At 61.9% G+C, this 25,322-nt stretch carries 26 protein-coding genes and 1 tRNA gene; 14 read left to right on the top strand and 13 right to left on the bottom strand.

Translation table 11 applies throughout. From position 1 onward, the window contains the following. Nucleotides 1-140 precede the first annotated feature (140 nt). On the top strand, nucleotides 141-770 hold the full coding sequence (locus AC1D05_RS27210) for an invasion associated locus B family protein (protein ID WP_477444790.1): 630 nt from the start codon (nucleotides 141-143) through the stop codon (nucleotides 768-770). Nucleotides 771-859: 89 nt separating this feature from the next. On the opposite strand, the gene hspQ is transcribed toward AC1D05_RS27210, so the two are convergent. Together hspQ and AC1D05_RS27220 are read right to left on the bottom strand one after the other, a co-directional pair. Further along, on the bottom strand, nucleotides 860-1,183 hold the full coding sequence (gene hspQ / locus AC1D05_RS27215; RefSeq protein ID WP_027027770.1) for a heat shock protein HspQ: 324 nt from the start codon (nucleotides 1,181-1,183) through the stop codon (nucleotides 860-862). A gap of 150 nt (nucleotides 1,184-1,333) precedes the next feature. Beyond that, entirely contained in the window at nucleotides 1,334-2,548 is a 1,215-nt protein-coding gene (locus tag AC1D05_RS27220; protein ID WP_477444791.1) for a UbiH/UbiF family hydroxylase, read from the bottom strand. Between the two features lie 112 nt (nucleotides 2,549-2,660). Between AC1D05_RS27220 and AC1D05_RS27225 the strand changes: the two genes are divergently transcribed. The 8 genes from AC1D05_RS27225 (at nucleotide 2,661) to AC1D05_RS27260 (ending at nucleotide 10,904) form a co-directional block, all read left to right on the top strand. Next, the gene (locus tag AC1D05_RS27225) at nucleotides 2,661-3,548 is read left to right on the top strand and encodes a DUF2182 domain-containing protein (RefSeq protein ID WP_477444792.1); all 888 of its coding nucleotides are present in this window, start codon (nucleotides 2,661-2,663) and stop codon (nucleotides 3,546-3,548) included. A gap of 14 nt (nucleotides 3,549-3,562) precedes the next feature. Beyond that, nucleotides 3,563-4,177, top strand: a complete 615-nt coding sequence (locus AC1D05_RS27230) for a DUF1326 domain-containing protein (protein ID WP_477444793.1) — start codon at nucleotides 3,563-3,565, stop codon at nucleotides 4,175-4,177. Between the two features lie 38 nt (nucleotides 4,178-4,215). Beyond that, entirely contained in the window at nucleotides 4,216-5,022 is an 807-nt protein-coding gene (gene pcsA / locus AC1D05_RS27235; protein ID WP_477444962.1) for a phosphatidylcholine synthase, read from the top strand. A 27-nt stretch (nucleotides 5,023-5,049) separates the two neighbouring features. Continuing rightward, nucleotides 5,050-6,027, top strand: coding sequence for a quinone oxidoreductase family protein (locus AC1D05_RS27240; protein ID WP_477444794.1), 978 nt, complete (start codon nucleotides 5,050-5,052; stop codon nucleotides 6,025-6,027). Between the two features lie 133 nt (nucleotides 6,028-6,160). Further along, nucleotides 6,161-7,738: an ABC transporter ATP-binding protein gene (locus tag AC1D05_RS27245; protein ID WP_477444795.1), complete on the top strand. Its 1,578-nt coding sequence runs from the start codon at nucleotides 6,161-6,163 to the stop codon at nucleotides 7,736-7,738. Continuing rightward, complete coding sequence (locus tag AC1D05_RS27250; RefSeq protein ID WP_477444796.1) at nucleotides 7,735-8,865, top strand: ABC transporter permease; 1,131 nt, start codon at nucleotides 7,735-7,737, stop codon at nucleotides 8,863-8,865. The genes AC1D05_RS27245 and AC1D05_RS27250 overlap by 4 nt, the downstream gene beginning before the upstream one ends. Then, entirely contained in the window at nucleotides 8,865-9,785 is a 921-nt protein-coding gene (locus tag AC1D05_RS27255) for an ABC transporter permease (protein WP_475450808.1), read from the top strand. Before AC1D05_RS27250 ends, AC1D05_RS27255 begins: the two co-directional genes overlap by 1 nt. Before the next feature lie 51 nt (nucleotides 9,786-9,836). Then, nucleotides 9,837-10,904: a BMP family ABC transporter substrate-binding protein gene (locus AC1D05_RS27260; RefSeq protein WP_069092151.1), complete on the top strand. Its 1,068-nt coding sequence runs from the start codon at nucleotides 9,837-9,839 to the stop codon at nucleotides 10,902-10,904. A gap of 71 nt (nucleotides 10,905-10,975) precedes the next feature. Here AC1D05_RS27260 and rimO read toward each other — a convergent pair whose 3' ends face one another. The 6 genes from rimO to AC1D05_RS27290 form a co-directional block, all read right to left on the bottom strand. Continuing rightward, nucleotides 10,976-12,289 carry a 30S ribosomal protein S12 methylthiotransferase RimO gene (gene rimO / locus AC1D05_RS27265; protein ID WP_477444797.1) on the bottom strand — a complete coding sequence of 438 codons (1,314 nt, stop codon included), beginning with the start codon at nucleotides 12,287-12,289 and terminating at the stop codon, nucleotides 10,976-10,978. Nucleotides 12,290-12,454: 165 nt separating this feature from the next. Further along, on the bottom strand, nucleotides 12,455-13,141 hold the full coding sequence (locus AC1D05_RS27270) for a TerC family protein (RefSeq protein WP_477444798.1): 687 nt from the start codon (nucleotides 13,139-13,141) through the stop codon (nucleotides 12,455-12,457). Between the two features lie 185 nt (nucleotides 13,142-13,326). Beyond that, entirely contained in the window at nucleotides 13,327-13,734 is a 408-nt protein-coding gene (locus tag AC1D05_RS27275; RefSeq protein WP_477444799.1) for a DUF930 domain-containing protein, read from the bottom strand. 56 nt (nucleotides 13,735-13,790) lie between these two features. Then, entirely contained in the window at nucleotides 13,791-14,489 is a 699-nt protein-coding gene (locus tag AC1D05_RS27280; RefSeq protein WP_477444800.1) for a DUF2161 domain-containing phosphodiesterase, read from the bottom strand. Nucleotides 14,490-14,657: 168 nt separating this feature from the next. Beyond that, nucleotides 14,658-15,464 carry an alpha/beta fold hydrolase gene (locus tag AC1D05_RS27285; protein ID WP_477444801.1) on the bottom strand — a complete coding sequence of 269 codons (807 nt, stop codon included), beginning with the start codon at nucleotides 15,462-15,464 and terminating at the stop codon, nucleotides 14,658-14,660. 145 nt (nucleotides 15,465-15,609) lie between these two features. After that, on the bottom strand, nucleotides 15,610-16,407 hold the full coding sequence (locus AC1D05_RS27290) for a sterol desaturase family protein (RefSeq protein WP_477444802.1): 798 nt from the start codon (nucleotides 16,405-16,407) through the stop codon (nucleotides 15,610-15,612). A gap of 340 nt (nucleotides 16,408-16,747) precedes the next feature. Between AC1D05_RS27290 and AC1D05_RS27295 the strand changes: the two genes are divergently transcribed. Next, a complete protein-coding gene (locus tag AC1D05_RS27295) occupies nucleotides 16,748-16,981 on the top strand; it encodes a hypothetical protein (RefSeq protein ID WP_475450813.1) in 234 nt (77 codons plus the stop codon). A 67-nt stretch (nucleotides 16,982-17,048) separates the two neighbouring features. Here AC1D05_RS27295 and AC1D05_RS27300 read toward each other — a convergent pair whose 3' ends face one another. The 3 genes from AC1D05_RS27300 to AC1D05_RS27310 all read right to left on the bottom strand — a co-directional run bounded on the left by AC1D05_RS27300 (nucleotide 17,049) and on the right by AC1D05_RS27310 (nucleotide 18,348). Next, the gene (locus AC1D05_RS27300) at nucleotides 17,049-17,588 is read right to left on the bottom strand and encodes a J domain-containing protein (protein ID WP_477444803.1); all 540 of its coding nucleotides are present in this window, start codon (nucleotides 17,586-17,588) and stop codon (nucleotides 17,049-17,051) included. Nucleotides 17,589-17,856: 268 nt separating this feature from the next. Beyond that, nucleotides 17,857-17,946: transfer RNA gene (locus AC1D05_RS27305), tRNA-Ser, on the bottom strand. Nucleotides 17,947-18,204: 258 nt separating this feature from the next. Continuing rightward, nucleotides 18,205-18,348, bottom strand: a complete 144-nt coding sequence (locus AC1D05_RS27310) for a hypothetical protein (protein ID WP_477444804.1) — start codon at nucleotides 18,346-18,348, stop codon at nucleotides 18,205-18,207. A 556-nt stretch (nucleotides 18,349-18,904) separates the two neighbouring features. Between AC1D05_RS27310 and AC1D05_RS27315 the strand changes: the two genes are divergently transcribed. From AC1D05_RS27315 to AC1D05_RS27330, 4 genes are all read left to right on the top strand, one after another. Further along, nucleotides 18,905-20,134, top strand: a complete 1,230-nt coding sequence (locus AC1D05_RS27315; protein WP_477444805.1) for a septal ring lytic transglycosylase RlpA family protein — start codon at nucleotides 18,905-18,907, stop codon at nucleotides 20,132-20,134. Between the two features lie 83 nt (nucleotides 20,135-20,217). Beyond that, nucleotides 20,218-21,384, top strand: a complete 1,167-nt coding sequence (locus AC1D05_RS27320; RefSeq protein WP_477444806.1) for a D-alanyl-D-alanine carboxypeptidase family protein — start codon at nucleotides 20,218-20,220, stop codon at nucleotides 21,382-21,384. An 82-nt stretch (nucleotides 21,385-21,466) separates the two neighbouring features. Beyond that, nucleotides 21,467-22,141 carry a dTMP kinase gene (tmk, locus tag AC1D05_RS27325; protein WP_477444807.1) on the top strand — a complete coding sequence of 225 codons (675 nt, stop codon included), beginning with the start codon at nucleotides 21,467-21,469 and terminating at the stop codon, nucleotides 22,139-22,141. After that, nucleotides 22,138-23,187: a DNA polymerase III subunit delta' gene (locus tag AC1D05_RS27330; protein ID WP_477444808.1), complete on the top strand. Its 1,050-nt coding sequence runs from the start codon at nucleotides 22,138-22,140 to the stop codon at nucleotides 23,185-23,187. Before tmk ends, AC1D05_RS27330 begins: the two co-directional genes overlap by 4 nt. 40 nt (nucleotides 23,188-23,227) lie before the next feature. Here the strand turns inward: AC1D05_RS27330 and AC1D05_RS27335 are convergent, their stop codons facing one another. Both AC1D05_RS27335 and AC1D05_RS27340 read right to left on the bottom strand, forming a co-directional pair. After that, nucleotides 23,228-24,097 carry a hypothetical protein gene (locus AC1D05_RS27335; RefSeq protein ID WP_477444809.1) on the bottom strand — a complete coding sequence of 290 codons (870 nt, stop codon included), beginning with the start codon at nucleotides 24,095-24,097 and terminating at the stop codon, nucleotides 23,228-23,230. Further along, on the bottom strand, nucleotides 24,094-25,194 hold the full coding sequence (locus AC1D05_RS27340; protein WP_477444810.1) for an aminotransferase class I/II-fold pyridoxal phosphate-dependent enzyme: 1,101 nt from the start codon (nucleotides 25,192-25,194) through the stop codon (nucleotides 24,094-24,096). Before AC1D05_RS27340 ends, AC1D05_RS27335 begins: the two co-directional genes overlap by 4 nt. Nucleotides 25,195-25,322 lie beyond the last annotated feature (128 nt).

Consider the following 25,322-nt stretch of genomic DNA (forward strand, 5'->3'; position numbering starts at 1 on the left):
GGAGGCGGGCTGGATTCGGCACCGCTTGCAGTGTAACACGCCGACCGAAGTCATTCTGTTGCCTCATTTCGGCAACAGGTAGCTGGACCACACGGCGCAGAGAAGCCGGTTCCGGGATCATTTGAGAGGAAGTGCACGACATGACGAGCCTGAACAGCAATGCGTACCGCCTTTCGGTCATGGCCGCGGGCGTGGTCGGCTTTCTGGGCGCAGGACTTCCCGCCGCTTCCGCACAGCAGCAGCCGCAGATCCCACAGGGCTGGTTCAAGGCCTGCACCAAGCAGGAAGACGTCGACATCTGCAACGTCCAGAACATCGTCACTGCCGGCAACGGCCAGCTCGTCACCGGCGTGAGCCTGATCGAACTCAAGGGCAAGGTGAACCGCAAGGTGTTCCAGGTGACGGTCCCGACCGGCCGCCTCGTACCTCCCGGCATCGGCCTGCAGATCGATACCGGCAAGACCGTGAAGCTCGACTATGTGATCTGCTTCCCAGATCGTTGCGTGGCCGAAGTGCCGCTGACCGACCAGCTCGTCGCCGCGTTCAAGAAAGGCCAGGGGATCACGCTGACCTCGATCAATTTCCAGAACCAGGCCAACCCGATCAAGATCGCCCTTCAGGGCTTCAGCGGCGCTTATGACGGCGCGCCGCTGCAGCAGTCGGACATCGAGGACCGGCAGAAGAAGCTCCAGGACTTCGTCGCCAAGAACAACCAGGACTTCGCCAAGAAGCTCAAGGACGAGCAGGACAAGGCCAAGACCGCCAACTGATCACCGGCTCGGGCATTCTAGAGTCAAAGAAAAAGCGGGGTCATGCCCCGCTTTTTTCGTTCCTGGCTATGGCCTGGAATGCCGGGACGTCAGTGCCTGGACTGCCGTTTCGGCTCGTAGCGTCCGTCCGGCTTCTTGTCGAACATCTCCTTGATCTGCGGGTGGCGGACTGGCTCACCCGACTGATCCTCGAGCAGATTCTGCTCCGACACATAGGCGATGTATTCGGTTTCCGAATTCTCGGCGAGCAGATGGTAGAAGGGCTGATCCTTGCGCGGCCGCACGTCGGCAGGGATGGCTTCGTACCATTCGTCGGTATTGGCGAATTGCGGGTCGACGTCGAAAATGATGCCCCGAAACGGAAACAGCCGGTGGCGAACCACCTGTCCGATCGCGAATTTGGCCGTTTTCATCGTACTCACCACTGAATTCCTTGACTTTATTTGGCGCAGACTCCGAGTCAATTCAATCCCGAAGCGCTTGAGCGTCCTCAAACTACGCAGAATACGGCGCAAAGGTTTTTGATTTGACGTCGCGATGTCGCGATAAAGTCGGCAAGATCGCTACTGCTGCCGCATCGGTTTTCGCAGGCCGCGGGCAAGTGCTGCAAAACCACTGCCGGGACGAAGCCCTTCGCGCATGAAGAAGGCGCGGAGCGGTGCAAAGCCACCGAGCACGCCGAGACCGGCGCCGCGTGCCATCTGCGCCGGCAGCATATCGGAGAGCAGCGACATGTTGAGCAGATTGACTGCGCTGCTGCGTGCCAGAATATCGGGGCGGCGCTTGAAATCGTAGGCGGCAAGCGCCTTGACCGCGCCGGGATCGCCACGATTTTCATCAGCAATTCCAATTAGATCGTCAATATCCCTGATGCCAAGGTTGAGGCCTTGCGCGCCGATTGGCGGAAATACATGCGCGGCTTCGCCGACAAGCGCCACCCGCCGATGTGCAAAGCGCAAGGGCGTCACGGTCGAAAGCGGATAGATCTGGCGACCCGGCTCTACCGTCACCCGGCCCAGCATCGACTGCATCTGCTGCTCGACCCGCAGCGAGAGCGCCGCATCATCCAGTGCGGCAAGTTCCTTGGCGGTCTCGGGCTTGACCACCCAGACAAGGCTTGAGCGATTGCCTGATAACGGAACCTGTGTGAACGGTCCGGTCTCGGTGTGGAATTCGGTCGAGGTGAAGGCATGCTCGCGTCTATGGCCGAAATTGAGCACGAGTGCCGCCTGAGGATAGGAGCGCGCAGCGGTCGAAATGCCCGCCGCCTCGCGTGCAGGCGATAGGCGCCCATCGGCAGCGACCGCCAGCGACGCACCAACCTCGCTGCCGTCGGCGAGGGTGGCATAAGCCTTGTCGGCATCGAGACGCCAGGTCTTGACCATTGACCTCAGCCATTCGATCCCGGAATGCGCGGCCACCTTGCCGGCAAGCGCCGGGCCAAAGACGCTGTTGGGCAGATTCAGCCCGAACTGGTCCTCGTCGATCTCGCTGGCGCGGAAGGTGACGACGGGGCTGCGGATCAGCCGGCTGGTCGCATCGACGATGCGCATGACTTTCAAGGGGGCGGCCTTGGACTTGATGTCTTCGAGGACATCAAGCCGCTCAAGCACTTTCAGGGCAGGGTTCATCAGCGCCGTGGTGCGGCCATCGGGGGCCGATGCCTCAGGCCCGACAAGCGTCACCGGGAAGCCGGCATCGGCGAAAGCTAGCGCCGCGATCAGCCCTGCCGGTCCGGTGCCGGCAATCAGTATCGGCGCTGTTTCCTGATGCTCCAAGGATCGGCTCTCGGCTTGCGATGCGAGGCGGGCCACCAGACCTGCCAGTCAAGGAGCATATAGGTCAGATCATGCGGCTTGATCAACGTGGCGATTCGGCCCATTCGGGGGCATGACCGGCCACCAGGACGATTTCAGCCATCTCGACCGCGCCGGCCGCGCCACGGCTGATATTGCGCGCAACCCGCGCTTGACGGTCAATGTCGTTGTCGGCGCCGGCATAGCGCTCGCCTGGTTGTCGCTCGCCGCGATGGCGATTCGCGGTGCCGAAGCCCGGGGCAGCGCACCCGGCGACACTTTCTTGCGCGGCCTGCCACAGATGCCGCTGCCCGATTTCCTGGAACGGTTCTTCGCGCTCTGCCTGTCGCCGGCGCCGCTGGACGCAGGCATCGGTTTGCGCGCCCTGGCGCTTGTCCTGATGTGGTTCCTGATGGCGATCGCCGCGATGCTGCCGTCCGCGGCACCGATGATCCGCACCTATTGCGAGATCGCCGATACGGCCCGGATCAAGGGCGAGCCGGTCGTCCACCCGCTGGTGCTGGTTGCCGGCTATCTCGGCGTCTGGCTCGCCGCCTCGATGCTGTTTTCAGCGCTGACGTTGGGCGTGCACACTTTCGCCGCGTCCGGCGAAATCTACGATCCGGTGCTTGGCATTGCCGGCGCGCTCGCATTGCTGATTGCCGGCCTCTACCAATTCAGCGGCCTCAAGGAGGCTTGCCTGAAGAAATGCCGCAACCCGTTCTCGATCCTGTTTTCGAACTGGAGCGCCAAACCGATCCGCGTGTTCCGGCTCGGCGTCGTGCAAGGCATATGGTGCCTCGGCTGCTGCTGGGCGCTGATGCTGGTAATGTTTGCGGTCGGCGTGATGAACATCTTCTGGATGGCGCTGATCGGCCTGTTCACCCTGATTGAAAAACAGACGACGGGCAGTCTTCCAACCCGGCTGGCCGGTGCGATACTGCTTGTCTGGTCAGCCGCGCTGCTAGTAGTCTCGCTGTGAGTGGGGGAAATTCGATGACAGACCAGGGCTGGGCAATGAAAGGAGAGCTTGTACTCTCCTGCAATTGCACGGTTTTTTGCCCTTGCGTGCTGTCGCTCGGCAGTCACCCTCCGACCGAGGGCTATTGCCAGACCTGGGCGGGTTTCCGCATCGACGCCGGTCATTTCGGCGAGGTCGACCTTTCCGGCCTCAACGTTGGGCTGATCATGGAAATCCCCGGTTATATGAGCCGCGGCAACTGGACCGCGGGTCTCTTCATCGACAAACGCGCCTCGGTCTACGCGGTCAAGGCATTGACGAAGATCTTCACCGGCAAGGCGGGCGGCACCACGTCGCTGCTGTCGATCCTGGTCGGAAAATTCCTGGGTGTCGAACAGGTGCCGATCACCTATGAGACGCGGGACAAGACGCGTATCTTCCAGATATCGAAGATCATCGACGGGGCGGTTACGCCGATCGCGGGCAAGGATCGCGAGAAGGATACGGTGATCACGAATTCGGAATACTGGATCGCGCCGGAGATCATCGTGGCGAGGTCCGACAAGAGCAAGATGCGGGCTTTTGGCCGAAACTGGAATTTTGCCGGCCGCTCGGCCGAAATCTGCAAGCTGGATTGGCGGGGCCCGTGAGCAAGAACACAACGGCCAGGAACATGGCGGCCAGAAACATGGCAGCAAGGAAAGCCGCCAAGAAGATCACCGATCGGATTCCGCGACCGAAGAAGAAAGTCACCTGGCCGCAGGCGAGGGCGTTCTCCGTCCATCTGCTGACGGCGTCAGGCTCATTCCTTGCCTTCCTGTCGCTAGTGGCTGCGAGTGAGGAACGCTGGACGTCAATGTTCTGGTGGCTTGGACTGGCGCTGTTCGTCGACGGCATCGACGGGCCGATCGCCAGGAAGCTCGAGGTCAAGGAAATCCTGCCGACCTGGTCGGGAGAACTCCTCGACAACATCATTGACTATGTGACCTATGTGCTGATCCCGGCCTTCGCGCTCTACCAGCGCGGCTTCATGGGCGAGGGCCTGTCATTCCTGTCGGCGGCGATCATCGTCGTCTCCAGCGCGATCTATTATGCCGACACCGGCATGAAGACGAAGGAGAATTTCTTCAAGGGATTCCCGGTTGTCTGGAACATGGTGGTGTTCACGCTGTTCGTCATCGAACCGGGACAATGGGTCTCGTTCGCGGTGGTGGTGGTGGCCGGCATTCTGACGTTCGTCCCGATCAATTTCATTCATCCGGTGCGGGTGGTGCGCCTGCGGCGCATCAATCTCACGATGACGCTTTTGTGGTGCGCCTTCGGCGCGCTTGCGCTTGCGCAGGCGGCGCTTGCCGCCTTCTATGATCAGATCGGCGTGCTGGGCGAACAGGTCAGCACTTTCATCAAGATCGGGATCACCATCAGCGGGCTCTACCTCGCCTCTATCGGTGGCATCATGCAGTTCTTTCCAAATCTCGGTGCCAAGAAGGCCTGATCAGCCACTCCCACAGGAAGCCAATCCATGTCCAAAGCGATCCGCATCCACGCCCATGGCGGCCCGGAAGTTCTGACCTATGAGGACACCGATCCGGGCAAGCCGGGTTCTGGGCAGATCCTGGTCAAGCATACGGCGATCGGCCTCAACTTCATCGATGTCTATCATCGCTCAGGGCTCTATCCGCCGCCCGGCGGTTTTCCGCTCATTCCCGGCAGCGAAGCCGCCGGCGTGGTGCAAGAGGTCGGTGAGGGCGTCGACTGGCTGAAGCCGGGCGACCGGATGGCCTATTCGACGAATGTCGGCGCCTATGCCGAGCAACGCGTCATCGCCGCCGACCGCGTGGTGAAGATTCCCGACGGCATCAGCGACGAACAGGCCGCCGCAATGATGTTGAAAGGCATGACCGCCGAATATCTCTTGCGCCGCACCTTCAAGGTAAAGGCCGGCGACACGATCCTTTTCCATGCCGCGGCCGGCGGCGTCGGGCTGATTCTGGGCCAATGGGCAAAACATCTCGGCGCAACGGTCATCGGCACGGCAAGTTCGACCGACAAGATCGAGCTCGCCAAGGCGCACGGCTTCGACCATGTCATCAATTACAAGGAGCAGGATTTCGTCGCCGGCGTTGCCGCCATCACCGGCGGCAAAAAATGCGACGTCGTCTACGATTCGGTGGGCAACGACACCTTTCCGGCCTCGCTCGACTGCCTGAAGCCGCTCGGCATGTTCGTCAGCTTCGGCCAGTCCTCTGGACCGATCCCACCATTCTCGATGTCGCTGCTGGCCCAGAAGGGTTCCTTGTTCGCGACCAGGCCGACGCTGTTCGTCTACAACGCAAAGCGCGAGGACCTCGATGCCTCCGCGGCTGCGCTGTTCGAGGTGGTGCTCAGCGGTGCCGTCAAGATCAAGATCAACCAGCGCTATGCGCTGAAGGATGCGGGCAAGGCGCATGCCGACCTCGAAGGCCGCAGGACAACAGGGACGACCATTCTCATCCCTTAGTCCCGCCAGGCTTGCTATCCCTTGAATTTCCGCTGAAATTCTTGAAGCTCTTTCAAGACGCGTGCCGCTTTCCGTTGAGAGCCGGCGGCGCCTACCATGCTTGCGGGAACACAGAACATATCTGGCTAACCAGATGGGAGGCACTGTGAGTGCAGATCATGACGGGGCGAACCTGCTGGAGGTTCGTGGCCTGACCAAGATATTCGGCACGCTGACGGCGTGCGATCATATCGACCTCAACATCGCCAAAGGTGAAATCCACGCGCTGCTCGGCGAGAATGGCGCCGGCAAGTCGACGCTGGTCAAGATGCTGTTCGGCTCGCTGGAGCCCAATTCCGGCGAGATTTTCTGGAACGGCCAGGCGGTGCGGATCGCCAGCCCGGGGGCTGCGAAGAAGCTCGGCATCGGCATGGTGTTCCAGCACTTTTCGCTGTTCGAAGCGCTGACCGCGGCCGAAAACATCGCGCTCTCCCTGGATGACGGCGCGCCGATCAGCAGCATCGCCGCCAAGGCGAGGGCGCTTTCCTACAGCTACGGCCTGCCGCTCGATCCGGACTCGCTGGTCGGCGATCTGTCGGTCGGCGAGCGCCAGCGCATCGAGATCATCCGCTGCCTGCTGCAGACGCCGCAGCTCATCATCCTTGACGAGCCGACCTCGGTGCTGACGCCGCAGGAAGCCGACAAGCTGTTTGAGACGCTGCAGCGGCTGCGCGCGGAAGGCAAATCGATCCTCTACATTTCGCACCGGCTCGAAGAGGTCAAACGCATCTGCGACCGCGCCACCGTGTTGCGGCATGGCAAGGTGGTCGGTCACTGCAACCCGCGCGAGGAAACCGCCTCGTCGCTGGCGCGCATGATGGTCGGCAACGAGGTGCAGGCCGTGGTGCGTGCGCCGGTCGAAGGGATCGAAACCGCACAGCCGCTGCTCGAGATCCGCGGCCTCAGCCGCAAGCCGGCGACGCCGTTCTCCATTCCGCTCAAGGCCATCAACCTCAATGTCCGCGCAGGCGAGGTGATCGGCATTGCCGGTGTCGCCGGCAACGGCCAGGGCGAGTTCTTCGAATCCGTCTCCGGCGAGGTGTTGCAGCAGGATGCCGCCTCGGTGCGCATCCGTGGCAAGGATGCCGGTGGCCTCACCATCACCGGACGGCGCCTGCTGGGTGCCGCTTTCGTGCCGGAGGAGCGCCTCGGCCATGGAGCCGCGCCGCGCATGAAGCTCTCGGAAAACCTTCTGCTGTCGCGCCATGCCACCGACGGCAAGGTTTTCGTCAGCAGCGGTGGGATGGTCAGGGCCGCCGCAATCTATGCCGCCTCGCAACGCATCATCGAGGCGATGGACGTGCGCAAGAGCGCGCCGGATCCGGAAGCGGCAGCGCTTTCGGGCGGCAATCTGCAGAAATTCATCGTCGGCCGCGAACTTGACCGCCGCCCAAGCGTCATGGTGGTGAACCAGCCGACCTGGGGCGTCGATGCCGGTGCCGCCGCTCATATAAGGCAGGCGCTGATCGAACTGTCGCGCAGCGGATCGGCGGTGCTGGTGATCAGCCAGGATCTCGACGAGCTGTTCGAAATCTCGGACGCGATCGCGGTCATGCACAATGGCGAGCTTTCCAAGCCGATGCCGATCGCCGAGGCAACCTTCGAGAAGGTCGGTCTGCTGATGGGCGGCGCCGAGCCCGGCCACGCCGAACATACGCTGGAGACGGCATGATGCGCCTCGAACTCGTCAAACGCCCGCAGCGTTCCGTGCTGTTTTCGGCCCTGTCGCCGTTCATCGCCTTCGCGCTGACCATCGTTGCCGGCGCGGTTCTGTTCGCGCTGCTCGGCGTCAATCCGCTGACCGCGTTCCGGATCTACTTCATCGAGCCGATCAGCCAGGTCTGGCAGTTGCATGAGCTGGCGATCAAGGCGGCACCGCTGATCCTGATCGCGGTCGGCCTGTCGGTCTGCTACAAGGCCAACATCTGGAACATCGGCGCCGAGGGCCAGTTCGTCTTCGGCGCCATCTTCGGCTCCGCCATTCCGGTGCTGTTTCCGCAATTCGAAGGCCCGCTGGTGCTGCCGCTGATGCTTCTGCTCGGCATGGTCGGCGGTGCGGCCTATGCGGCAATCCCGGCGTTTCTGAAAACCCGGTTCAACACCAACGAGATCCTGACCAGCCTGATGCTGGTCTATGTCGCCCAGCTTTTCCTCGACTGGCTGGTGCGCGGCCCATGGCGCGATCCGCAGGGGCATGGTTTTCCGCAGACGATCCAGTTCGGCGACTCGGCCGTGCTGCCGGAACTGATGCCGGACGCCGGACGCGCCAATTGGGGTTTCGTCTTTGCGCTGGTTGCCGCGGTCCTGGTCTGGATCCTGATGAGCCGCATGCTCAAGGGCTTCGAGGTCCGCGTACTGGGCTCGAGCCCGCGGGCAGGGCGCTTCGCAGGCTTCGGCCTCAACCGCATGGTGTTCTTCGCCTTCCTGCTGTCTGGCGCACTGGCCGGCCTTGCCGGCATCTCGGAAGTCTCCGGCGCCATCGGGCAGTTGCAGCCGGTGATCTCGCCCGGCTACGGCTTCACCGCCATCATCGTGGCGTTCCTCGGCCGCCTCAATCCGCTCGGCATTATCGCCGCGGGCCTGGTGCTGGCGCTGACCTATCTCGGCGGCGAGGCGGTGCAAAGCGCACTCGGCATTTCCGACAAGGTGGCGCGGGTGTTCCAGGGCATGCTTTTGTTCTTCGTGCTCGGCTGCGACACGCTCATCCACTACCGCATCCGCCTGATCGGCCTGGCGCTGACGAAACAAGAAGCCGCGGCGAAGCTCGAAGCGGCGCCGAAGTTGAAGGAAGCCCGCTGATGGACATCACCGTCAACATCCTGCTGACCATCGCAACGGCCGCGACGCCGCTGTTGATCGCGGCGATCGGCGAACTGGTGGTCGAGCGCTCCGGTGTGCTCAATCTCGGCGTCGAGGGCATGATGATCATGGGCGCGGTCGGCGGCTTCGGCGCCGGCTACCTGACCGGCTCGCCCTGGATCGGCCTTTTGGCGGCAATCGTCATGGGCGCGCTGTTCTCGCTGCTGTTTGCCGTCATGACGCTGTCACTGGCCACCAACCAAGTGGCGACCGGCCTGTCGCTGACGCTGCTCGGGCTCGGCCTCTCCGGCATGATCGGCACGAGCTTTGTCGGCCAGCCCGGCGTCAGGCTGCCCAATCTCGACATTCCCGGCCTCAGTTCAATCCCGGTCGTGGGCAAGCTGTTGTTCGGCCAGGATCCGATCTTCTACATCTCGATCGCGCTGACTGCCGCCGTCATGTGGTTCCTGTTCAAGACGCGTACCGGACTGACACTGCGCTCGATCGGCGACAGTCACACGTCGGCGCATGCGCTCGGCATCAAGGTCATCCGCTACCGTTATCTCTCAGTCATCTTCGGCGGCGCTTGTGCCGGTCTGGCCGGCGGCCATCTGTCGCTGGTCTACACGCCGCAATGGGTCGAGAACATGTCCGCGGGCCGCGGCTGGATCGCACTGGCACTGGTGGTCTTCGCGTCGTGGCGGCCGTGGCGGGTGCTGGCCGGCGCCTACATCTTCGGCGCGGTCTGGATCGGCCAGCTTCATGCACAGGCTTTTGGCATTCCGGTGCCCTCGCAGATGCTTTCTTCTCTGCCCTATCTGGCAACTGTCGTGGTTCTCGTTCTAATCTCGCGCAACAAGCGTCTGACGATGATGAACACGCCGGCATCCCTGGGGCAGCCATTCGTTCCGGATCGTTGACAACAACAAAAAGACGGGAAGCTCCAAGGCTTAACACAGAGAGGTAACACAATGAAAAAACTGCTTATTGCCCTGATGACGACAACAGCGGCTTTGTCGCTGGCCGCGTCCGCAGAGGCTGCCGACAAGTTGAAGGCATGTTGGGTCTACACCGGCCCGATCGGCGATTTCGGCTATTCCTACCAGCACGACCAGGGCCGGCTCGAGGTCGAGAAGGCGCTCGGTGACAAGGTCGAGACCGCCTATCTGGAGAACGTCTCCGAAGGTCCCGACGCCGACCGTGCTTTCGAGCGCCTGGCGCGCGAAGGCTGCAAGCTGATCTTCGGCACGTCGTTCGGCTTCATGGACGCCGAGGTGAAGGTCGCCAAGAAATTCCCGAAAGTGATGTTCGAGCACGCCACCGGCTACAAGACCGGCGACAATCTCGGCATCTACAATGCCCGCTTCTATGAAGGCCGCTACGTTCTCGGCCAGATCGCCGCCAAGGAATCGAAGTCGGGCGTTGCCGGCTACATCGTCTCCTTTCCGATCCCGGAAGTGGTGATGGGCATCAACTCGTTCATGCTCGGCGCGCAGTCGATCAACCCGAACTTCAAGGCCAAGATCGTCTGGGTCAATTCGTGGTTCGATCCGGGCAAGGAAGCCGACGCCGCCAAGGCGCTGTTCGACCAGGGCGCCGACATCATCGTCCAGCACACCGATTCGACCGCCGCCTTGCAGGTGGCCGAGGAGCGCAAGCTGCACGGCTTCGGTCAGTCGTCCGACATGATCAAGTTCGCGCCGAACGCGCAGCTGACCTCGCTGACCGACGAATGGGGCCCGTACTACATCAGCCGGGTGCAGGCAGCCATCGACGGCACTTGGAAGCCTGACAATGTCTGGCTTGGCATCAAGGACGGCGCGGTCAAGCTCGCGCCCTACACCAACATGCCCGACGACGTGAAGGCGATGGCCGAGGCGACCGAGAAGAAGATCGCAGGCGGCTGGAACCCCTTCACCGGACCGATCGCCAAGCAGGACGGCTCGGCATGGCTGAAGGACGGCGAAGTCGCCGATGACGGCACGCTGCTCGGCATGAACTTTTACGTCAAGGGCGTCGACGACAAGCTGCCGCAGTAAGCGACGCACCCGAATAGAAAAGGGCGCCGCGAGGCGCCCTTTTCATTTGTCTGGAGAGGCTGAGTGAAGGCTCAGACAGCCGAACCGTAGAGGTCATAGGCGTCGGCACGGTCGATCTTGACGGTGACGATGTCGCCTTGGCGCAGCGGACGGCGCGACTGGATGTGGACCGAGCCGTCAATCTCCGGCGCATCGTATTTGGTGCGGCCCTTTGCCGAGGTGCCATTCGCCTCATCGATCAGCACCGGCAGGCGCTTGCCGACCTTCTTGGCCAGCTGCGTCGCCGAAATCTTCTGCTGGCGCTGCATGAAGCGGTGCCAGCGAGCCTCTTTGATTTCCTGCGGCACCTGTTCGAGGCCGAGGTCGTTGGAGCGGGCGCCACGGACTGGCTCGTATTTGAAGCAGCCGGCACGGTCGATCTTGGCCTCGTCCAGCCAGTCGAGCAGCATTTCGAAATCCTCGTCCGTCTCGCCGGGAAAGCCGACGATGAAGGTCGAGCGGATAGCGAGATCCGGGCACACATCGCGCCAGCCACGGATACGTTCCAACGTCTTTTCGCCATGCGCCGGCCGGCGCATGTTCTTCAGCACGTGCGGCGACGCATGCTGGAACGGGATGTCCAGATAGGGAAGGATCTTGCCGTCGGCCATCAGCGGGATGACGTCGGCGACATGCGGGTAGGGGTAGACATAGTGCATGCGTACCCAGATGCCGAGCTTGCCCAGTTCCTCCGAGAGATCGAGGAATTTCGCGCGCACTTCACGGTCGCCGAACATCGACGTCTGGTACTTGATGTCGATGCCGTAGGCGCTGGTGTCCTGCGAGATGACGAGCAACTCCTTGACGCCGGCCTTGGCCAGTTTCTCGGCTTCGCGCAGCACATCGGCCGCCGGGCGCGAAACGAGATCGCCACGCAGCGCGGGGATGATGCAGAAGGTGCAGCGGTTGTTGCAGCCTTCCGAGATCTTGAGATAGGCATAGTGGCGCGGCGTCAGCTTGACGCCCTGCGGCGGCAGGAGATCGATGTAGGGATCGTGGCTCGGAGGGGCTGCCTCATGCACCGCCGCCATCACGCTCTCATAGGCCTGCGGCCCGGTGATCGCCAGCACGTTGGGGTGTTTTTCGCGGATCACGTCCGGCTCGGCGCCGAGGCAGCCGGTTACGATGACCCTGCCGTTTTCCGAAAGTGCGGAGCCGATGGCATTGAGCGACTCGTCGCGGGCGGAATCCAGGAAGCCGCAGGTGTTGACGACGACGAGATCGGCGCCGTCATGCTTGCGGGCGATCTCATAGCCTTCGGCGCGCAGGCGCGTGATGATGCGCTCGGAATCCACGAGCGCCTTCGGGCATCCAAGGCTGACGAAACTGACGCGAGGGGCGGACATAGGCAAGTTTCCAATGGGGGCACGGGCCGAAACGCTGGTCCGGCCTCAAGTCGCTGTAAATGTCGGTCTGTGGCGCGTGGCAGGAGCCAATACGCGCGGCGCAATAGCATGGCTTCAGCAATCAAGCAAACCGGCCAACAGGCTGGTCCGCGCCATCGGGATGGATCAATGCCCGCCCGACCCGAACCAGGGCGCCAGGAAAGCGAAGTGCTCGGGGTACTGCTGTACCGCACCGTCCAGCAGCATTTTCACCGCAACGTAGAGAATGATCGCCAGGCCGAGATAGGCGATCCAGCGATATTTGTGCAGGAGGCGCGCGACGAACGAGGCGGCAAAGCCCATCAGGGCAATCGACAGGGCCAGTCCGACAATCAGAACCGTCGGATGGTTCATCGCCGCTCCCGCGACGGCAAGAACGTTGTCGAGCGACATCGAAACGTCGGCGATGACGATCTGCCAGGCAGCCTGCGAGAAGGTTTTGCTCGGCCCCTTGCCACCGATGACACCGTCCTTGTTGAAATCACCATTCGACAGAGATTCGGTCGCGTCGCGCTCCTGTTCATGACTGACACGCAATTCGCGCCACATCTTCCAGCAGACCCAAAGCAGCAGCAGGCCGCCGCCGATAAGCAGCATCGGTCCGATGGTGAGTAGCCATTGCGTGATCAAGGCGAAGAAAATGCGCAGCACGGTGGCCGCCGCGATCCCGACGAGAATGGCGCGCTTCCGCTGGGCGGCCGGCAAGCCGGCCGCAGCGAGGCCGATGACGATGGCATTGTCACCCGCGAGCGCAAGATCGATGGCGATGACCTGAAAAAGAGCCGATATGCCCGCGGCGGTAAATATTTCCATCGACCTGGAGGCCCTTCGCCGAGTGTTCGTCGTCGGTTGTCCAGACGGGCCTAAAGGCATGGTCCGCTGGCGTCAAGACGCTGCGACAGACAACACTGGAAAACCACTTTCGTGGCAGGGTCATTACACGGGATTTTCAGCCGCCGCCGGCTCGTGAGCCGAAGCCGTTGCGGACCCGCGAAAAACTAATCGTAGAGATTGTACTTCGCCCAGTCGGCTTCCGGAATTTCGTCGCCGATCCGGTAGCGCAGCTGCAGGACTTCCATGTGGTCCGGACCGGTCTGGCATTTGAATTTCAGCCGATACCATTGTCCCTTGCTGCGGAACGCCGCCCCAGGGCTCCTGATCGCATCGGCAGTCATCTCGGGCGTGGCGAAGGCGTAGGCGACGACACGGTCGGCCTTGAACTTGCGGTCATCGTGGGTGATCCGGTCCAGGACTTCGGCATCGCAACGCTGCTCTAGGCGTGTTTGTGGATCAAGTTTCATCAGGCCGTTGCGCAAAGCATTGTCCATTGCGCTGGCCGGAAAAGCCAGCGTCAGGGACGCAATGGCCATCATGCAGAGTGTCTTCATGGGCGGGACAAGCAGCATGTTTTGTCTGAAAAATCAACCAAGAGGGCCGCTTCATGCTCGGCAAGCCACCGCATTTAGGGGGTCGACGCAATCAAAATCTCGTGTCGGACATCATCGTGCGGGGTTTGCGGCCAACGGACCAGCGAGGCGCGGCCGGCATCGGTGAGATCGTAAAGGCCGCGATCGACGCGCGCGAACCAGCCATAGACATTATGCTGCAGGATTTTCGGCGCGATCGGCGTCAAGACCTTCAGATCGCGCGGCCGTCTGGGTCCGTCAACCATCGCGGCGGCGCAGGTGAGGGCGCTTTGGCGGTAGGCGGTCATGATCGGATTGCGCGATCCTCCCCCCGCGACAGGGTCGCCGCGGCGCCGCTGATGTTCGTCGACAAGGCGAGAGCGCTTCCGCGCATTCTTGCGCGGCTCCGGCGCCGCAGGACTGACAAGCACTTCGACCTTGTCACTGGCGGTCACGCCAAGCACGCCGAAGCCAAGCCGACGGCAGAGATTGCGGAACCGGGCATCGCTTTCGCGCCCCTTGCCGCGCGCCGACATGCGCGCCGCCAGCCACACTTCGTCGCAAGCAGCCGCACGGTCGACGGCTTGCAGCACGAGTTCCAGATTGAACTGCAGCTTCAATTCGCAGATGACGACGACCGGCGGCTCGCCGTCGCGCAGCGCGACGATGTCGCAGCCGCCAATCTCCCCCTTCACGACGAAGTCGAGACTTTCGAGGAACCGCTTCACCGGCACATAGAGTGAGGTCTCGTTCATGCCGCAAGGCTTAGCCGATTCGACGAGAAAAAGCCTTCGGGCTTCAAGGAGAGCGGCACACCGAATCCCTTGAGCGGTTCATCGTTTCTTGGAAACGCCGAACCGCTCTACCTTTTGTTTTGACGCAATTCCGGACGGAAAACCGTTTCACACTTTTCCTGGAATTGCTCAGGAATGAATTTTTCCGAGGAAAGCCAACAGCACGCTGTTGAACTGCTCAGGCCGTTGCAGCGGCGCGAAATGGCTGACGCCGGGCAGGGTGATCAATTCCGATGCCGGTATGCTGCGGGCCAGATAGGTCGCATGCTCGTCTTTGATGAACTCGTCATCTTCACTTTGAACGATCGCCACGGGCACGCGCGTCCGCGCCAGATCGGCGGCTGAATAATTGGGTTCGGTCTTCATCATCACGCCGACGGCTTTGACGAATGCATCGAACTGGTCCGGTGTCGCCAACAGTTCGGCATAGTCCTTGGCGTGCCGGCCAAAACACCGCTCGATAACCGGACTTGGCTCGAATTCCTTGGTGCCGCTCGGATCCATGTTGCAGCCGAAGAAGAACACACCCGTGACGCGTTCGGCGGCTTTCATGCCAAGGATCAGGGCAACGCAGGCGCCATCGCTCCAACCCACCACGGCCGCCTTTTTCAAATGCAGGGCGTCCATTACGGCCAGGACATCGGAAGCCATCAGTTCGTATTTGTAGGGCCGTTCGTCGCGGGTGCTGCAACCGTGGCCACGGCTGTCGATCGCCACGACCTGGTACTCGCCCTTGACCAGCGCGGGAACCTGAAATCCCCAATTGCCGCTATGACCGAGACCGCCATGCAACAGGATCACGGGCGGGCCTTCGCCAAACGCGGCGTACCAGATTTTTGCGCCTTCATGCTCAACCTGGCCTTCGTCCCTTGCGACCGGCAGGGGCGTGGCGCCATGCGCTTCGAATTTCCTGAGGTCGTCGTCGCGATAGTCCATGCCGGGAAAGCCTCGAGGCGAATGCGCAGGACCTACAATTATTGCTGATGTCCGCCAAAACCAACTCGCGACGGAAAGTCTGCTGCCATCAGGCGACACCACCGATTTCGATCGGCAAAAGGCCGTGCGCCATTGATGTCAGCCGTCAGGCTTCGGTGCTCGGCACCGCACGGGTTGACGGCTTCTCGCGGGGCAGGAGCGGATAGCTGACCTGGCCGAAGTAGCTGGCGGGGATCGGATCATCGACGCCGTATTTTTCCGGCACCTTGTTGCCGGTGGCATTGTAGGTGCCGAACACAATGTCGAGGACAGGCAGCTGCCCGGCGAAGTTCTTGTCATAGGCTTCGCGCTGGTTGGCATGGTGCCAACGATGGAACTGCGGGCTGGCGATCAGCCATTTCAAGGGGCCAAACGGAATCCGCAGGTTTGAATGAACAAGCAGCGTGTGTCCAAAATAGAGTGAGGAAAAGACGGCGATCGAGGCTTCGGAGAAGCCGAGGAAAAAGATCGGCGTCAACGATATCGCCTTTGTGAGGATGGCGTCGACCGGGTGGGAGTGGAAGGCGCCGAGCCAGTCCAGCTCCTCGATGCCGTGGTGAACGGCGTGGAATTTCCAAAGCGCGGGGATTTCGTGGAAGGCCCGGTGCGTCCAGTAGACGCCGATATCGGTGATCAGGATGATTTCCGCGACCTGCAGCCAGACGGGCTGGCCGCCGACGGCGTGCGCCATTGATTGCGGGACCAGGATTGAAGCCGCGTCGAGGGTGTTGGCCGCGATCAAAACGATGGCCACTTTTATGATGAGGCCGTTGAACAGCACATAGATCAGATCGACACCCAGGCCCTTGCGCAGGGCCTTCTGGGGCCGTTCGTGGAACAGATGTTCGAACGGAATGAAGATCAACGCGGAGATCAACAGCCCCTTGATGCCAAAGATATCCATTCGCCCGCCTCTGTTGCCCTTTGCCGTTGGCCAGCACCCGCTCGCGCTTCGGCTTCCGGACAGAACCACATTTCTCCTTTCCAAAGGCTTGATGCCTGTCCCCCAGTCATGCTCATGGCCGAGGATGTGATCGAGACGCTCACCGGTCTGTCACATCGGTGTCGCAACCGGGCGATATCTCGGCTATGCGCGGTCGACGAACGCAGCGCGTGCCGTGTGTCCTCCCAAGACCAACCCCTCCGGTTCCCTGCCGGTGGGGTTTTCTATTTCAGATGCCATCTTGGCAGTCACGAACCGTCCTTGCTATTGTGGCTCCACGGTCAGCACAGGACACCCCGTCATGGACGCAAGTGAAATGAGTGCGATCGGCGACACCCTCATGAGGATCGTCACGCCCGACATGTCTCCCAAGCAGCTTGTCAAGGCAGCCCAGAAAGCGCACCCCAAGGCCTCGAAGAAGGACATAGCGAGAGCGGCGTTCTTTTCGATCATCGCGAATGCGGATCAGGACATCGGCAAGGCCAAGAACCTGCAGGCATTTGCCATTGCGGAGCGTACCCAGCCGTCCGAATAGGCATCGCGTTGCGCGAGCCCGTCACCGCCCAGCCACCACGGCGGCCGGCCGCAGGCGAGCACGCGGTTCAAGAAGCTGCGTGGTCCAGGAGTTTGGTGGTCGGGTCGCGACGATGTTCGGAATTGGCACGATCGACGCCCTCGACGGTGATCGCGATCGTCCCGTTCTCGATCCTTGCTATCCAACCTTTTGCCTTGAGATACCAGAGATGAAACTCGAGATGTTCTCGCGGGCAGCCTGACAGTCTCTCAAGTTCCACATCGCCAATGCCAGGGTTGTTGACGTCTTGCCTGCGTTTTACATAAAGAAGCGCGAGCAGCCTGGCCTGGATGACGACGTCACGCTCCATGCCTTTGGTGTTGCCGGCTTCCTCGGTCAGTTCCCGACGCAAAACCGCATGGTCCTGATACTGGATGTCGTACTGCGCGCGCTTGACCGGGTCTTTGAGCGTATTGTGGGCCTCTACGATTTCGCTGAAGCGGGTTTCGTCGCCGGTGTCCTGATTATCGGGATGGTAACGCATGGCAAAATAACGAAACACCCGTTCCAGCGTTTCGGAGTTGGCGTTTGGGCTGACCTCCAGAACTTCGTAGTAGTCAATGAACATCGCGGCGCTCCCTCCAACACAATCACATATTCATATCAGCTAAAATAATGAACATCCAATGGACAAGCAGGGAACCAAAGCGGTTACGTCGGACCATTGCTTGCAACGGACAAGACTTTGGTCTGGCGTCGAAGGTTGGCCGCTGTCGGGTGGAGAGGAACGATGGCCGGCGCTCACTGGACGGAAGTGTTGGGTCGACAGATGCCGCGGGAACTGCATAGGCCAGTTGCCTTACGGTGGCCGTGTTTTTTGTACGCTGGAGCCGGTATGGCGGAGGGAGTGGGATTCGAACCCACGGTGAACTTGCGCCCACGCCGGTTTTCAAGACCGGTGCCTTAAACCGCTCGGCCATCCCTCCGTGGTGATTTTTCAATCACTTGGATAGTGCGCTTCCGACGGGTTTTCGCCATTGGCGCCGGATTGGCACCGAAGGCGTTCCCGACCGCTTCGCTGGTCATTCCTGTAAAGCGGCATTGAGGGCCGCGTCAACCACCGCTGCGGCGCCTTCCTGTTGACCGGGCAAGCGCCGGACTCGATTTACTGAAGCCGTGGGGGAGATGGAGCGATCCTGCGAGGTGGCACCCCTCAACGATGAGGCGGCGAACGCTCAAGCGCGTCACACAGCGGAAAAGGGGATGAATTTCGGCGTTCGCAGTTCCTGGGCTATTTTTGCCGCCTGGAAAATTGTCATCAGAACGACGATCGGCTCACCCTGTGTCGGGTTGATGGTCAGGACGACACGGCCGAGTTCGTCGCTCATGCCGCAAGTCCAGTCCTTGATCGCGATCATCCCGGCCATGTGCCCGAGGCTTTACGCGGTCTGAACCCGGTTGACGGAACCTTCGGCGGATATTGTTACCAGCCGTGCAACGGCAAATGCGGCCATAATTATAAAAAACGCCGTGATGTTCAGGAACATCGTTGACGCAAAAATGCTCGCGCTCTGGTCATAGCAGCTAGCGAATTCCATGACGCTTTACCCCTTCAACGCTTAACGAACAGCGGACCGCACCCATCGACAAGAATGATCTCGATTTGGGTAAAATTCAAGCGATTGCTAATATACTAGACGCTGCGAAAGCTGGTGGGCTGAAACGGAGGAAGCAAAACATGCCTGAGGGGCGCACCGCGCCCCGCGGGGCTGCGTCACAATCTTGCCCGGTTCCGGCCACAATCGGTTAATATCGTGATAAACAATTCCTGCGCACAAAGGATCGGGGTTCAGGGCGCCGTTGGTGTTGTCGAGTGAGTGCTTTGGCTCCTCTGCTGTTCAAACCACGGCGTCTTGATTGAGACTGTAGGGGATTTCAGGAAAAATGCAGGCTACGACGCATCAGCGTCTTCGTCGCGCTTCCACGCTTACGCTGCTTGCGGCGTCGGCCGCCTTGCTGGCCGCTTGCGCGTCGCAGCCTGAGCCGAAGGGGATGGTCAATCCCAAGCCTCGCTCCAAGGAATATTTCGCCGAAACCGAATATGGCGTGAAGGCAAGCCCGCGCGTCCAATTCATGCGGCGTGGCGGCGGTCGCGACCAGCTCGGCAAACCCTACCAGGTGCGCGGCAAGTGGTACTATCCCAAGGAAGATCGGCACTACGCCAAGGTCGGCCTGGCTTCGTGGTATGGCGACGCTTTCCATGGCCGGCTGACCGCCAATGGCGAAGTGTATGACACGGCGCAGCTGACGGCCGCGCATCCGACCATGCCGCTGCCAAGTTATGCCCGCGTCACCAATCTCGAAACCGGCAGTTCGGTCATCGTGCGCGTCAACGACCGGGGGCCGTATCATGAGAACCGCATCATCGACGTCTCGGAGCGCGCGGCGCAGATGCTCGACTACGCCAAGGTCGGCACCGCGAAGGTCAAGGTCGAATACGTCGGTCGCGCGCCGCTCGATGGCGACGACGACCAGTATCTGATGGCATCCTACCATCCAGGCAACAGGATTCCCGATCCTTCGGATGGCTTGCCAACCGGTGTCATGGTGGCGATGAACGGACCGTCGCCAAGCGTGCCGGTGGGCGCCGCCGCCGTACCGTTCCCCGGTCAGTTGACGAATTCCGGCGGTGCGTTCGCCGCGCAGCCATCCTTATCGGCGCAGGCGCCGGCTTTCGGCGACCTGGTGCTGCCCGATTTCGGACCGATCGTGCCGGAGCGTCCCGAGATTGGCCTGCCGCCGCAGTCGCCGTTCGCGGTGGCGTCGCTGTCCTATGCGGATGAACGCGTAAAGCGCGCCGATGTCTTTGCCGCACTCGACGATAGCGGCATGTCGCCGGCCGACATCCTGCGGTCGTGGAAGAAGTCCAGTCCGCAGGCCTCGCCGTCTAGCGCCGACTATGTCGCCGCGGGCACATTCGACGATGCCGCCGAAGCCAAGCGCGTGGCCGCCGCACTTCAACCCTTCGGCAGAACCGAGATCCAGCGTTCCGATCTCGATGGCAATGACTGGTATGCGGTCAATCTCTATCCCAACGGCCATGGCGGCGTGGATGATCTGCTGCAGGCCGCATGGTCGCACGGCGCGCCGGACGCTCTGGCTGTGCGCAACTGATCTATTTTGCCCGTGCGGTTGATCCGGCGGAAAAAACCCTGATAGCTTGGCTGTGCCAAAACCGGCAAACGGGTCGAGATTTCATGCAGTTGCGCGCCTTTCCGCCATTTGCCGGCTTCCTGGGGCTGGCTTTGCTGCTGCTTTGCCTCGTTCCAGCCCAAGCGCAGCTTTTCGAGACCAAGGCCACGCAGGCGTTCATGATCGATGCCGACACCGGTACGGTGCTGTTTTCGAAAGACGCCGACAAGCCGATCCCGCCGGCCTCGATGGCCAAGCTGATGACCATGGAAGTGGTTTTCAACGCCATCAAATCCGGGCGTCTCAAACTCGACGACACGTTCGTGGTCAGCGAAAACGCCTGGCGCAAGGGCGGCGCGCCGTCGGGAACCTCGACGATGTTTGCCAAGCTCAAATCGGCGATCCGGCTCGAGGACCTGATCCAGGGCGTGACCGTGCAGGCGGCCAATGATGGCTGCATCATCATCGCCGAGGGCATGGCCGGATCAGAGGACAATTTTGCCGCGCAAATGACAGAACGGGCCCGCCAGATCGGCCTGAAAACATCGACCTTCGTCAATTCGACCGGCCTGCCGGCCGACGGCCAGCAGACGACGGTGCGCGAACTGGCGCAGCTGGCGCTGCATCTGTGGCGCGATTATCCGGATTTCTATCGCTACTACGGCCTGAAGGATTTCACCTGGAACAAGATTTCGCAGAGGAACCGCAATCCGCTGCTGGCCATGGACATCGGCGTCGATGGCCTGGCTGTCGGCGCGAGCGAGGCGGCCGGCTTCGGCATCGTCGCTTCGGTCAGCCATGACGGCACGCGGGTGATCGCGGCCATGAGCGGGCTGGCCAACGACAAGGAACGCGCCGAGGAGGCGCGCAAGCTTCTCGACTGGGGTGTTCGCTCCTTCCAGAAAACCGAGATCTTCGCCAAGGACGAGGTGGTCGGCGAGGCCCAGGTCTTTGGCGGCGCGAAATCCGGCGTGACATTGAAGGCAAAAGGGCCGATCGACATCTTCCTGCCGATCACCAACCGCGACAAGCTGACGGCCAAAATCGTCTACACCGGCCCGGTTGCGGCACCCGTGGAGGAGGGCCAGCCGGTAGGCGCGCTGCGTGTCTGGATCGGCGACACTCTGAGCCAGGAGACGCCGCTTTTCGCCGCCGAGTCGATCGGCGTCGGCACGTTGCCGCAGCGCGCGCTCGATGCGGTCAAGGAACTGGCGATCGGCTGGCTGCGATAGCACCGACGGCATGGACGTTTTCCCGAACGCGGACTATCTAGAGCGCAACAATCCACTCCAACCTGGACAAAGGCCCTTTCGATTGGCGCGCGGATTTTTCATCACCTTCGAAGGCGGCGAAGGCGCAGGCAAGTCGACGCAGATCGAGCGGCTGGCGAGGAAGATGCGCGCCAAGAAGTATGATGTCCTGCTGACACGCGAACCGGGCGGCTCGCCGGGCGCCGAAGCGGTCAGGCATGTGCTGCTTTCGGGTGCGGCCGAGCCATTCGGGCCGAAGATGGAAGCGCTGCTCTTCGCCGCCGCCCGTTCCGACCATGTCGAGCAGGTCATCCGGCCGGCGGTCGAGCGCGGCTCCATCGTGCTTTGCGACCGTTTCCTGGATTCCTCGCGCGTCTACCAGGGCGTCACCGGCGGAATCGACCCGGCGTTCATGGATGCGCTGGAACAGGTCGCCATCAACGGCATGATGCCCGACATGACGCTGATCTTCGATATCGATCCAGCCGAAGGCCTCAAGCGCGCGACGCTGCGGCGTGGCAGCGATGCCGACGCGGATCGCTTCGAGAAGGAAACACTTGCCATCCATCAGGCCCGGCGCGAAGCCTTCCTGGCGATCGCCGCGGCCGAGCCGGAACGTTGCATCGTCATCGACGCGTCCGCCGATCCCGATACGGTGGAGCACGTCGTCACCGCGGCCGTGTTCGTGGCTCTGGAGGCGAGGGCGCCCGCGCGCAACAGGCAGGCCGCACCGGTATGATCTTCGAACGCATCGCGCCGGAACAGCACGATACGCTGGACGGCGTGCCCGAACCGTCCGAAACGCCCCGTCTGGTCGGGCACCGGCAGGCGGCCGAGATGCTTGCCGCCGCCTATCGATCGGGAAAGCTGCCGCATGCGCTGATCTTTGCCGGACCTGTCGGCATCGGCAAGGCGACGCTGGCCTTCCATCTGGCGCATCACCTGCTGAAGCACCCGGCCTTCGCGCAGGCGCCGGAAAGTCTTGCCGTGCCCGATCCGGCCTCGTCGCTGTCTCGCCAGATCGCGACCGGGGCGCATCCGGGCGTGCTGCATCTGACGCGGCCGATGAACGACAAGACCAAGAGTTTCAAGACGGTCGTCACCGTCGACGAGATCCGCAGGGTCAACCGGTTCCTGTCGATGACCTCGCATGACGGCAGCTACCGGGTCGTCATCGTCGATCCCGCCGACGACATGAATGCCAATGCCGCCAATGCCTTGCTGAAGAACCTTGAGGAGCCGCCGGCGCGAACGCTGTTCATTCTCATCGTCCATGCGCCGGGCAGCCTGCTGCCGACGATCCGCTCGCGCTGCCAGGTGATACGCCTGACGCCGCTCGACGCCGACGATTTGCTGGCGGTGCTGCAGACCGCCGAACCGCCGCCGCCGGACGATCCGGCCGCGCGGGCGGCACTCGTCGAACGGGCAGGGGGCAGCGCCCGCAACGCGATCCTTTTGACGCAATATGGCGGGCTTGAGATCGCCGAGACGCTCGATGGGCTGGTGGCGAAGGGAAAAAGCGACGTCGGCGGAGCCTATCGGCTCGCGGAAGCCGTCGCCGGCAAAGACCAGGCGATCCAGTTCGATATTTTCAACCGCCGGGCGCTCGACTTGTTGTCGGATGCGGCAAGCCGGGCTGCGCTCGACGGCAACCTTGCACGCGCCAAAACGCTGTCGGACAGCTGGCACGAGGCGCTGGACGCGATTTCCGAGACAGACACCTACAACCTCGACAAGAAACAGCATGCCTTGACCATGATCGATCGCCTGAAGTCCGCGATGTGAACAGTCGTTCGGCGACGCTCTCGACGTAGGCGGCCTGCTTTCAGGCAATTGTCGTATTGTCGGACTGGCTCTTTCGCTGCACCGCGAGCGCGGCATCGTATTTCGCGCGATTGGCCCAATAGATGGTGGCGAACAGCAGCGCCTGGTCGCGGAAAGGCACGTGGTCCACCGTGTCCGTAGCGGCTTCGGCCTCGATCCAGTCGGCGTGGAAGTCGGCGGCTGCCTTCCTGTCGCCGCCGAGAGCCATCTGCTGGAACCGGTGCATATGATCCTCGATGTCGAGGTAGCGGTCGGCCCAGACGATCGACCACTGCCGGTTCTGCATGGTGAATTTGCGAATCCATCGCTCGCTCAGGTCCATGTCTCCTTCGGGCTTGGAATACATGACGTTGCGGCGCGCTTCGAGCAATGTGTTGGTGGCAACGACTTCATTCTCACGCCATAGAAGCCGCATCGCCGGATCGTTCAGGAATCGGTCCGCATAAATGGGATGAGGAAATGCACTTTCTCTCAGCCCATCGATCTTGAAATAGACCAGCAGTTCGGACGCCACGCTGGCTTCGAGTTCGTTGCGCTCCATCTTGCCGTGGAAAGCCTCGAAACCGATGCCTGGGATAAAGGGCATATGCGCGGCGTGCCAGATTTCATGCAGGACGTAGAGATCCTCGATGCCCGGGGACGCGTAGTCATCCCGGCGCATGGTCAGTCCCCACCATGTGCAGAAATGCGCGCGCTCCAGGCGGTCGTTGGTGGTCTCGCAGCTGAAGCGCGGCATGCGGGCATACTGATCGACGATGCCGTGGACATAGCCGCCTTGGCGATGCGAGGATCGGAATGCTTCCGTTTTCCAGTGCGCCAGGCAGTGGGCATGGATGTCATCGCTCGTAACAAGCGGGATCAAATTCTTCATGATAACGTCTCGGAATTCGGACCGGCCATGCCGATCCGCTCCGCCATGCCTGGCGTCAGGCACAGGCGTGGCCTGACATCAACCGCCCCAGGGGGGCGCGTCAGATAGGAGGTCAGTTCGAGATCGTTCTCGGCGCCCGCCGCGGCCCGGGCAAGAATGAAGACGTCAGCGGGCGTCAAGGCAAGGCCGAGCGCCTGGCCTGCATGTTCAGCAACACTGCCTTGAATACCGGCGTAGCGGCGCGCCATGGCGAAGACGTCGAACCGCTCCATCAGCCGTATTCCCAATTGCAGCGATGTCAGGTTCTTGAACCATTGATTGCCAAACAGGCCGAGATTCTCCGATCGGCAGAACACCCCGCCAATACGGTCGTAATATGCGCCGAACGGCTTGGACAGGCTGATCACCACGGCGCTCACGCAGGGCGCGGCGGCGAGGATCGTCTCCGCCGGAGGTTCGCCAGTCGCCCCGACATAGGTCAAATCGAGGACGAGCTGGGCCGGGTTCGCGCGCTGGCTCAGCCGACGCAGAAAGGCGTTGGCGTCCGGCCACACCATGCCGTCGATGGCCGAGGGCTGGCTGAGACACAGCAGATCCAAGGGATTGATGGTGTCGGCGACATCGCGCCAGGCGTGGCGCTCATACTCCATCACCGGAATACCGCAGGCCTCGGCATAGGCTTTGTAGCCCTCATACTCGCCGCGAAAGATCACAAGTCGAGGGGAAAACCTTTCGACGCGTGCGCGGTTGCCGTAGTCGGCGATCAGATGAAAAAGCGGCTCGCTGGCACCGGATGTCGGGTAGCTGAATGGAAAGTCAGCCGCGTCCAGCGGCGCCATCGGCTTCGCCCAACCGAGCCATGTGTCGAAGAACCGACGGTGCAGTGCGTTCTGCTTCCCGGTCCAGGCATGGCGAAACTGATCGAGATAGGCGGCGCGGACCGGATCGGGGCCGTTTCCGCCGCTGTTGCCGAGCAGCTCTGCCTTCACGGTTTCGATCTCTGGCGTGACGAGGGCGTAAACGGTTTTACTGGCGCCGGCCTGACGCAAGCGCAGATCGAGAGTCTGTCGCGGATCATATTGCGTGGTCGTGGCCATGCCGGTCTGCCTCTTTGCACCGCCGCGAAACTACGGATCGCGACCTGCCTTTGCAACGGTCGGGACTTGGCATGAGGTGCTGGACGCTATATTTGAGACCGAGACCTGCAAACTAGACAAGAAGCAGC

This window comes from Mesorhizobium sp. P2_E9, assembly GCF_056403815.1.